The sequence below is a fragment of the Microbacterium sp. B19 genome, from assembly GCF_000333395.1.
Lineage (GTDB): Bacteria > Actinomycetota > Actinomycetes > Actinomycetales > Microbacteriaceae > Microbacterium.
Genome location: NZ_BADA01000033.1, coordinates 1 through 8,982 on the forward strand (window position 1 = coordinate 1; position 8,982 = coordinate 8,982).

13 protein-coding genes, 2 tRNA genes and 1 pseudogene are annotated in these 8,982 nt (G+C 70.5%); 8 read left to right on the top strand and 8 right to left on the bottom strand.

Features of this window, described 5'->3' with window-relative positions:
* The 3 genes from ettA to I5G_RS25635 form a co-directional block, all read right to left on the bottom strand.
* Nucleotides 1–1,183, bottom strand: a 1,183-nt coding sequence (gene ettA / locus I5G_RS01045; protein WP_022877394.1) for an energy-dependent translational throttle protein EttA, incomplete at its 3' end; no start/stop codon positions are given.
* 218 nt (nt 1,184–1,401) lie between these two features.
* On the bottom strand, nt 1,402–1,905 hold the full coding sequence (locus I5G_RS26270) for a hypothetical protein (protein WP_022877395.1): 504 nt from the start codon (nt 1,903–1,905) through the stop codon (nt 1,402–1,404).
* A gap of 41 nt (nt 1,906–1,946) precedes the next feature.
* Nucleotides 1,947–2,489, bottom strand: a complete 543-nt coding sequence (locus I5G_RS25635; protein ID WP_022877396.1) for a single-stranded DNA-binding protein — start codon at nt 2,487–2,489, stop codon at nt 1,947–1,949.
* Between the two features lie 189 nt (nt 2,490–2,678).
* Here I5G_RS25635 and I5G_RS25640 point away from each other — a divergent pair, with 189 nt between their 5' ends.
* A complete protein-coding gene (locus I5G_RS25640) occupies nt 2,679–2,936 on the top strand; it encodes a hypothetical protein (protein ID WP_063257592.1) in 258 nt (85 codons plus the stop codon).
* 34 nt (nt 2,937–2,970) lie between these two features.
* Here the strand turns inward: I5G_RS25640 and I5G_RS01065 are convergent, their stop codons facing one another.
* On the bottom strand, nt 2,971–4,389 hold the full coding sequence (locus I5G_RS01065; RefSeq protein ID WP_022877398.1) for a PLP-dependent aminotransferase family protein: 1,419 nt from the start codon (nt 4,387–4,389) through the stop codon (nt 2,971–2,973).
* A gap of 61 nt (nt 4,390–4,450) precedes the next feature.
* Here I5G_RS01065 and I5G_RS19855 point away from each other — a divergent pair, with 61 nt between their 5' ends.
* Complete coding sequence (locus tag I5G_RS19855; RefSeq protein WP_022877399.1) at nt 4,451–5,059, top strand: YitT family protein; 609 nt, start codon at nt 4,451–4,453, stop codon at nt 5,057–5,059.
* A gap of 92 nt (nt 5,060–5,151) precedes the next feature.
* Here the strand turns inward: I5G_RS19855 and I5G_RS01075 are convergent, their stop codons facing one another.
* On the bottom strand, nt 5,152–5,361 hold the full coding sequence (locus I5G_RS01075; RefSeq protein WP_022877400.1) for a hypothetical protein: 210 nt from the start codon (nt 5,359–5,361) through the stop codon (nt 5,152–5,154).
* 101 nt (nt 5,362–5,462) lie between these two features.
* Between I5G_RS01075 and I5G_RS01080 the strand changes: the two genes are divergently transcribed.
* The 6 genes from I5G_RS01080 to I5G_RS19860 all read left to right on the top strand — a co-directional run bounded on the left by I5G_RS01080 (nt 5,463) and on the right by I5G_RS19860 (nt 7,615).
* Nucleotides 5,463–5,535 (top strand) — tRNA-Arg (locus I5G_RS01080).
* A gap of 49 nt (nt 5,536–5,584) precedes the next feature.
* A complete protein-coding gene (orn, locus tag I5G_RS01085) occupies nt 5,585–6,211 on the top strand; it encodes an oligoribonuclease (RefSeq protein ID WP_022877401.1) in 627 nt (208 codons plus the stop codon).
* Between the two features lie 36 nt (nt 6,212–6,247).
* Nucleotides 6,248–6,320 (top strand) — tRNA-His (locus tag I5G_RS01090).
* Between the two features lie 125 nt (nt 6,321–6,445).
* Nucleotides 6,446–6,823, top strand: a complete 378-nt coding sequence (locus tag I5G_RS01095) for a metallopeptidase family protein (protein WP_022877402.1) — start codon at nt 6,446–6,448, stop codon at nt 6,821–6,823.
* Nucleotides 6,814–7,116: an ATP-dependent Clp protease adapter ClpS gene (clpS, locus tag I5G_RS01100; RefSeq protein WP_022877403.1), complete on the top strand. Its 303-nt coding sequence runs from the start codon at nt 6,814–6,816 to the stop codon at nt 7,114–7,116. The genes I5G_RS01095 and clpS overlap by 10 nt, the downstream gene beginning before the upstream one ends.
* Nucleotides 7,117–7,171: 55 nt before the next feature.
* Complete coding sequence (locus I5G_RS19860) at nt 7,172–7,615, top strand: DUF2017 family protein (protein ID WP_239642466.1); 444 nt, start codon at nt 7,172–7,174, stop codon at nt 7,613–7,615.
* 1 nt (nt 7,616) lies between these two features.
* On the opposite strand, the gene I5G_RS01110 is transcribed toward I5G_RS19860, so the two are convergent.
* From I5G_RS01110 to I5G_RS01120, 3 genes and pseudogenes are all read right to left on the bottom strand, one after another.
* A complete protein-coding gene (locus I5G_RS01110; protein ID WP_022877406.1) occupies nt 7,617–8,210 on the bottom strand; it encodes an adenylate kinase in 594 nt (197 codons plus the stop codon).
* Nucleotides 8,185–8,505 carry a hypothetical protein gene (locus I5G_RS26275; RefSeq protein WP_022877407.1) on the bottom strand — a complete coding sequence of 107 codons (321 nt, stop codon included), beginning with the start codon at nt 8,503–8,505 and terminating at the stop codon, nt 8,185–8,187. Before I5G_RS26275 ends, I5G_RS01110 begins: the two co-directional genes overlap by 26 nt.
* Nucleotides 8,506–8,568: 63 nt before the next feature.
* A pseudogene (locus I5G_RS01120) lies at nt 8,569–8,982 on the bottom strand (DNA polymerase IV); the annotation flags it as partial.

The following is an 8,982-nucleotide window of genomic DNA, read 5'->3' on the forward strand; positions in this document are numbered from 1 at the left end:
CGCGCGACTGGTCGACGTAGCTGATCTTGACGGTCTCGCCCATCTTCAGCGTGCCGCCGTCGAGGGGCTCGAGGCCGACGATCGTCTTGAAGAGCGTCGTCTTTCCCACACCGTTCGGACCGATGACGCCGACGATGCCGTTCGGGGGCAGGTTGAAGCTGAGATTGCTGATGAGCGACCGGTCGCCGAACCGCTTCTCGAGCTTCTTGGCGTCGATGACGATGCTGCCCAGGCGCGGACCGGCGGGGATCTGGATCTCGTCGAAGTCGAGCTTCCGCGTGCGCTCCGCCTCGGCGGCCATCTCCTCGTAGCGGGCGAGACGCGCCTTCGACTTGACCTGACGGCCCTTCGCGTTCGAGCGCACCCACTCGAGTTCTTCCTTGAGGCGCTTCGCGAGCTTGGCGTCCTTCTTACCCTGGACGTCGAGGCGCTGGGCCTTCTTGTCGAGGTAGGTCGAGTAGTTGCCCTCGTACGGGTACAGGTGTCCGCGGTCGACCTCGGCGATCCACTCCGCGACGTTGTCGAGGAAGTACCGGTCGTGGGTGATCGCGATGACGGCACCCTTGTAGGCCTTGAGGTGCTGCTCGAGCCAGAGCACGCTCTCGGCGTCGAGGTGGTTGGTGGGCTCGTCGAGCAGGAGCAGGTCGGGCTTCTGCAGCAGGAGCTTCGCCAGCGCGACGCGACGACGCTCACCGCCCGAGAGCGGGACGACGCTGGCGTCGGCGGGCGGCGTGCGCAGCGCGTCCATCGCCTGCTCGAGCTGCGAGTCGAGATCCCAGCCGTCGGCGGCGTCGATCTCCTCCTGCAGCGTGCCCATCTCCGCCAGCAGCGCGTCGAAATCGGCGTCCGGGTCGGCCATGAGGGCCGAGATCTCGTTGAAGCGGTCGAGCTTCGGCTTGATCGCGACGCCGTCCTGGATGTTCTCCAGCACCGTCTTGTTCTCGTCGAGCTCGGGCTCCTGCATGAGGATGCCGACGGTGAACCCGGGGCTCAGGCGCGCCTCGCCGTTGGAGGGGGTGTCGAGCCCCGCCATGATCTTGAGGATCGTCGACTTACCGGCACCGTTCGGTCCGACCATGCCGATCTTGGCACCCGGCAGGAACGACATCGTGACGTCGTCGAGGATGAGCTTGTCGCCCACGGCCTTGCGGGCGCGGACCATGGAGTAGATGTATTCGGCCATCGAGGACGTACCACCTTCGATCGGGGATGAGGGCCGCGCCCGCCCGGGTCGCCGACTCGAATCTCGTCTCGAATCTCGGCGAAGCGCCCGGGTGCGCGGAAGTCGCGTCCAGCCTATCAACGGCGCCTGTGACGGTGCCGGTGCCCGCACCGGCTGTGCGCTGCCGGGATGTCAGCGACTCACGTTCCTCTGCGTCGGCAGCTCGCGTCTGGCGGCGATCACCAGTCGATGGCGCGGGTCTCGCCGATGAGGCATCCCCCGGTCGACAAACCCGGCAGCACGGTGGTGACCGGTTCGCCGATGGACGGCCCCACCTGCCCGACGAGGCAGTCCGCACCCCAGCGCACCGAGAACTCGATACTCTCCGCGGGGTTCCCGATCGTCGTCTGGTCGGGGGTCACCTGCATCGCGGCCTTGTCAAACCCGGCGCCGACCAGCGCGTCGATGTAGGCCCGACCGGCGACCTGATCCGGACTGCCCCACACCGTGCGCACGACCTGCGTGAACAGCGGGAGGTTGTCCGCGGCGGATCCCGCGGGGGACAGAGTCGGCGCCGCGGCCGACGTCGCCGCACTCATCGAAGCGGCGGGCGTCGGCTCCGTCGCTTCCTGCGACGGCTCCGTCGCATTCGGCGCCGAGGGACCGGTCGGGGTGCAGCCCACGAGGGTGAACACGGCGACGAACGCCAGCACGGCGACCGGACGGGACTGCGAGCGGATCACTCGCCCGAGTCTACGTACCGGCCACCGCGCGCCCGGCCCGCTCAGAACGGCGTCGTGTCGCCCACCTCCACGAGCGCGGGCGATTCGTGGGCGGCTGCAACCGTTACCGTCGAGGTGTCGTCCCGCGGATCAGCCGGAGCCTCACCCGGTACCGCCCACGCGTCGCCGCCCGGCGCGGTCTCGGTCGTCGAGGAGTCGCTGGAGTCCGCGTCTACGGCGGCGGCGGTCCGCGCCGTGCGGCGGAACGTCGATGCGCCCCAGCGCAGATCGTGGCCGATCGCGTCCGCCGCCACGTCCGCGCTCACGCCGCGCTTGACGTCGGTCTCCCACTCGCGCAGCCGAAGGCGCCCGGCGACGATGACCCGCTCGCCCTTGTGCAGCGACGCCAGGGTGTTCCGGCCGAGTTCCCCGAACACCGAGACGGCGTAGTAGTTCGTATGGCCGTCGACCCATTGGCCGCGCTCACGGTCGAATCGCCGCTCGCTCACGGCGAGTCGGAATGCGGCGATGGGATCTCCTCCGCGGGTCGCCCGTTCTTCGGGGTCGCCGACGACGTTTCCGACGAGGGTGATGTGGTCGCTCATGGTGTGTCCTCTCTGGGTATGGGCTCCGGCATCCGTGTGCCCGACGGACGCCGGAGCCATCGCCAGAATGACGAGGCGCGGCACGCGCTCGTCGGCCGGAAACCCCCATCGGTGGACAAGTGGAGCAAGAAGAGCGCTGGGGAGAAGCGCCGCCCCGACGATGTCGGAACCCCCTCGTACCGTGTGGCCATGAGCACCGCACTGTGGAACGACCTCGCCCCGGCCCCGCGCCCGGCCGGGTGGGGCGCGGCGACGCACGTCGCCGCGGGCCTGTGGCGCATCGCCGACCCGCGGGGCGTCGTCGTCGGTCACGTGCGCGCCATCGCGGCGGACGGCGGCTGGCGCTACGCCGCCGAGCGGTTCCATTCGGCGACCGGGCGGTTCCGACGTCTCGGCGAGTTCTGGTCGTCCGCCGACGCGCTCGAATGCCTGCGCTACGCGCGATGAGCGAAGCCGCGGCGCGGAACAGACCCGCCCTGGTTCAGACCACCGCGGCCAGGTCGTCGAGGGAAGCCGCCGCCGATGTCCCCCGCACGTCGTCCCAGGCCGCGCGGAGGATGCCCACTGCGCGCTCGAGGGTGTGCGGCGCGGCGGTGAACGGCAGACGCAGACGTCGGTCATGGCCCCCGTCGACAGCGAACCGCGAACCGGCGGACAGGAGGAGGCCGCGCGCGCGGGCGTTCATCACCAGGGGCGTGCTCACCGGCTCGCCGATTCCGACCCACAGCGAGACGCCGCCCCGGGCGACCGGGATCTCCCACTCCGGGAACGTCGCCTCCAGCGCGCGGGTCAGCGCGTCCCGGCCAGCACGCAGAAGGTCGGCGCGCTGCGCGCTGATCTCGTCCAGCCGCCCGACGACGCGCGCCGCGACGGCCTGCTCGAACTCCGGTGTCCCGAGGTCGTGGACCGGCCGTCCGCTTGCGAGACGACGAACGATGTCCGCCTCCGCGCGAACCCACCCCACGCGCAAGCCACCCCACACCGTCTTGCCCAGCGATCCGACGCGGATGATGCGCGGTGCTTCGGGGAACGCGGTCCCCGCCGTCTCGCGATCGATGTCGAGACCCGCGGTGGTCTCGTCGAGCACGAGGTACGTCCCCGCGCGTTGCGCGCCGTCGACGAAAGCCGCCACCTCCACGGGGGTCATCGAACGGCCCGTCGGATTGTGGAAGTCGGGCATGAGGTACGCCAGGGCGGGCAGCACGCGCGCGAACGTCTGTGCTGCACGGTCGAGGTCCCAGCCGGCATCCGGCGTCACCGGCACGCCGACGAGCCGAGCACCCACGGCGCGGAAGGCGTCGGCGCCGTGCGGGTAGGTCGGTGTCTCGATGAGGACGCGATCGGCCCGCGACAGAAGAACGGATGCCACCAGGTGCAGCGCACTCTGCGCCCCGGTGGTCACGAGCACCTGGTCCGGGGTCGTCGGGAGGCCGCGGTCCCGATACATCTGCGCGATCTCCTCGCGCAGACCGGCGTCGCCGACGACGTCGTAGCCCGTGCGCGCGACGAGAGCCGCGGCGTCCTGCGCCACCTCGGCCATCACGGCCGGCAGGCCCGGCCACGCGGCAGGACTCGCCTGCTGCAGGTCGATGACGCCGTCGCGACGGTCCTCGATGCCCGGGTCGGTGCGCCGGAGCGGCAGAGTCACGCTGCCGCTCCCCCGCAGGCTTTCGATGTGCCCCGAGTCGCGCAGGCTGCGGTAGGTCGCAGCCACGGTCGTCCGACTCAGCCCCAGGGCCGCGGCGAGCTCGCGCTCGGCCGGGAGCGCCGTCTGCGGCGCGATGCGGTTGTCCAGGCAGAGCAGACGGATGCCGTCGGCCAGCGCCTCGTACGCCGGGCCGCGGCCACGCCACCCACCGAGGGCCTCGGCCAGCGCTCGCGCGGAGATACGGGAGTCCATGAGGCCAGAATAGGGTAATTGGCATCCATGAAGGAACCCAATCCGGTGATTGGATCTCTTCATGACTTCCCGGATCCTGCGCCTCCTCATCGGCCTCGCCCTCTACGGCTTCGGCTGCGCCCTCACCGTCGCGGCGGGCCTCGGTGTGGACCCGTGGACGGTGTTCGCCGAAGGGCTGTCGCGGGTCACCGGCATCGGCGTGGGTTGGATCACGAACATCGTCGGGCTCGGCGTCCTCCTCCTGTGGATCCCGCTGCACCAGCGGCCCGGTGTCGGCACGCTGGCCAACATCCTGCTGGTCGGCACGAGCATGCAGCTCGCGCTCGGAGTGCTCCCCCACCCCGACGCCGTCGTCTGGGAGGCCGCGATGCTCGTGGCCGGCGTGGTCACCGTCGCCGTGGCATCCGGACTCTACATCGGCGCGCATTTCGGGCCCGGCCCGCGCGATGGCCTGATGACGGGACTCCACGCGCGCCTCGGGTGGCCGATCTGGGCGTGCCGGCTCGGTGTCGAGGGCACCGTCCTCGTGGCCGGGTGGCTGCTGGGCGGCACGGTCGGCATCGGCACGGTCGTGTTCGCGCTCGGGATCGGACCGCTCGTCCACCTCGCGCTGCCGCTGCTCGCGGCGCCCGAGCCGCGTCGGCGCGCCCGCACGGCGGTCCACGCGTAACGGCGGTCCACGCGTAACGGCGGGCCACGCGTAACGGTTCGCGCAGAGCGGCGGTGCCGCGGCGGCCTCTTCGCCCCGCGGCACCGCTTCGCTCAGTGCTCCCGGAACTCGGGGCGATCGCTGCCGGGCTTCATGTGCGCGTGCAGGGCGTTCTTCGCGATCTCCATGGTCGGGTAGACCCCGAGCCGCTCGTCCTTGCCGGTCATGTGCACGGCGTAGCCCTCGGCATCCTGCCGGATCGTTCCCACCACACCAACGGGACCGTGGGCGACCCACAGGCGTCGTGTCGTCGTTTCGGACATGGTGCTCCTTTCGTTCGATCTGGCCGGAGAGTACGCCCGCGCACACACTCTCGCCAGGGGGTCGATGAACGGGCGAGCCGTCACCGATATCCTGGAAGCGACCCCCAGTAGCTCAGTGGATAGAGCAGCGGCCTTCTAATCCGCCGGTCGCACGTTCGAATCGTGCCTGGGGGACCGCACGGATCAGCCCGTCGGTGTCCCACCCCGTCAGTAGGATGAAGGGATGGTAGGCGCCTCTGAGAACGATCGGCTGGTCTGGATCGACTGCGAGATGACGGGCCTCGACCTCGCGGTCGACGAGCTGGTCGAGATCGCGATCGTCGTCACCGATTTCGAGCTGAACGTCCTCGACCCCGGGTTCCAGGTCGTCATCAAGCCCGACGCGTCGGCGCTGGCCAACATGGGCGACTTCGTCACCGAGATGCACCGCTCCTCAGGTCTCCTCGACGAGATCCCGCATGGCGTGAGCCTCGCGGATGCCGAGTTCCAGGCGCTCGAGTACATTCAGCGGTTCGCTCCGATCGAGGGCAAGGCGCCGCTCGCCGGCAACACGATCGGTACCGACCGCATGTTCCTCGCGAAGTACATGCCCCGCGTCGACCGCTGGCTGCACTACCGGAACGTCGACGTGTCGAGCATCAAAGAGCTGTCGCGCCGCTGGTACCCGCGCGCCTACTTCAACGCGCCGACCAAGAACGGCGGCCACCGCGCGCTGGCCGACATCCTCGAGTCGATCCGCGAACTCGCCTACTACCGCAAGGCCGTGTTCGTGCCCGAGCCGGGGCCCACGAGCGACGAGGCGAAGGGCGCCGCATCGTCGGTCGTTTCGTCGTTCGCGCTGGACGTATGACATAATCGTTCAGTTGTCCGCTGCGGCGGACACATGGTGGCTATAGCTCAGTTGGTAGAGCACCGCGTTGTGGTCGCGGGGGTCGCGGGTTCAAGTCCCGTTAGCCACCCAACACCCGAAGGCCCGCTTCACGGCGGGCCTTCGTCGTTCCGGCCGGTGCCCCGCAGCGGCTCATAGAATCGATCCAACGGGGCGGGTGGCATCCATCCCTCCGTTCGCACGATCGGGAGACGCATGCACGAGGACGCCGCGCAGCAGGCGACGCTCGACCTCGACGCCGAGGCGTTCGAGGCGCTCGTCGTGGCCGAGCTCGACCTCCTCCCCGACGACATGGTGGAGGGGCTCGACAACGTCGTCTTCGTCGTCGAGGACCGCCCCGAGGACGGGTCGCTCGATCTCCTCGGCCTGTACGACGGGTGGGCGCTCACGGAGCGCGAGCGCTACGGGGTGGGTGAGCTGCCCGACCGCATCATCGTCTACCGCGAGCCGCACCTCGCCACATGCGCCGACGAAGACGAACTGCGCGACGAGATCCACACGACCCTGGTCCATGAGATCGCGCACTTCTACGGCATCGACGACGAGCGTCTGCACGAACTGGGGTGGGCGTGATGGCCGGAGTGGCATCCCCCGACGTCGACGAGATCACCGATCTCGAGGTCGTCCCGCCGACGTCGTGGCAGACCGTGGTGTGGAACGACCCCGTCAACCTCATGAGCTACGTCGTCCACGTCTTCCGCACGTACTTCGGATTCGACGCCGCCACCGCGCACCGCCTCATGCTCTCCGTGCACCACGACGGCCACGCCGTCGTCGCGCGCGGCCCCCGCGAGCTCATGGAGCTGCACGCGCAAGCCATGCACGAGTTCGGCCTGTGGGCCACCGTGCGGAAGGACGCCGAATGAACGACCGCATCGTCGTGATGGAGATCAGCGGCCTCGAGCGCTGCACCTGGCGGGAATCGTCGGCCAGTTCCGCGATCTCGTCGCCGACGCCGACCGGGAGCACGACCCCGCCGTCACGCGCCTCCTCCCGGACGCCTACCCCGACGACGCGGCCGCGAGCCGTGAGTTCCGTCGGCTGACCGGAGCCGACATGCTCGACCGTCGCGCGGAGGACGCGGGGATCGTTCTGAACACCCTCGGTATGGACGGTGGCGACCTGGATCCGGAGAGCGACCCCGACACCACGATCACGGTGGCGCTCGGCGAGACCGAAGCCCGCGCGTGGATGCGGACCCTCTCGGCGGTGCGCCTCGTGCTGGCGACGCGACTCGGCATCCAGGACGACGATCGCCACATCCCCGGCGACGCGCGCTTCGGCATCTACGACTGGATCGGCTACCGCCTCGACGGACTCGTCACCGCCCTCGACCGGAACCTGGACCACCCGCCCCGGGCCTGACTCACGGGACGAACACGACGAGGGATGCCAGCGCCTGCGGCTCGTGCTCGGCGAGATGTGCGTCCTCCTGGGCAGCCCAGCGCTCCCAATGGGGTCGATACGTATCCCCGTCGCGTCGCAGCGCGCGATCCTTCCGTGAACCGTCGGGAGCGTCGACCCAGACGCCGACATCGGCGAGCTTCGCGGCCGCAGGGGTGAGGACGCCCGAGCCCTCGACGACGAGCGGCAGCGACGGGTCGACGGCGTGGGCCTCGGCCCGCTCCCCCGCTTCCCAGTCCCAGCGCTGCCAGACGCCGACGCCGCCCTTCGCGTGTGGCAGGAGGATCGACTCGCGCGCGTACTCCGCGCCCTCGGCGAGTCCGCCCCAGCCCGGGTAGAGGTCGTCGAGAGCGACGAGCTGCACGCGACCGCGGCCCGGCCATCCGGCCACGAGCCGTCGCGCCAGCGAACTCTTCCCCGCACCGCTCCGACCGTCGATCAGCACGACGGGGTTCGACGCCCCCACCGCTTCCACCCGCGACGAGATCGCCCGGACCGCCTGGGCCAGAGCGTCGTCGAGGGGATCGGCGCTACTTCTTGAGGGCGCGGATGACACGGCTGAGGGCGCGACCGGCGACCCACAAGAACGGGATGCCGACGGCGAGCAGCGACACGAGGTTCGGGTCGAAGCGGAGGTCGTCGCCGCGGCGGATGTACGCGCCCAGCGGCAGCGTGTACCCGCCGCCGCCCCCGCCTTCATTGCCGCGCTCGTCGGAGCCCCCGCCGAAGCCGGACCAGACGAGGGCGACGGGGACGATGCGGACGCCGTCGACGTCCTGCTGCTCGCCGTAGGCGGCGGTGACGCCGAAGCTGGTGGACTGCTTGCCGAGTTCCAGTGCGATGTTGGGCATGCGCCCACCGTACCCGCCGCTTCCGACACCGCCCAGGGGTGTTGCGCCCGAGGGCACGCCGTGTCAGTGCTCGTACGACGGCCGCGGGTTGGTCGGCAGTGCGCCGCCGCCACGCGAAGGGCCGAGGAGCGATCCGCGGGTGACCGCGCCGCGCCCGAACCGGGCAGCCGCCCCGTCGAGCGCCCCCTCGACGCGGCGCCATTCGGCGTCGTCGTCCCACAGCGTCGCGGCGGCCGCCGTCGGCCGGAGCTTCTCGCCGCGCACCCCCACGAGCCGCACCGCCTGACGCCGGTCGATCCCGTCGAACAGCTCGATCGCGGCGTCCCCGATCCGCTGGCCGACCGACGTGGGCTCGGGGAGCGTGCGCGAGCGGCTCAGTGTCGTGAAGTCGCTGAAGCGGACCTTGATGGGAAACGTGGATGCTTCGAACTTCTGGCTCCGCAAGCGCGCGCCGACGCGGTCGGGGAACCGCCGGAA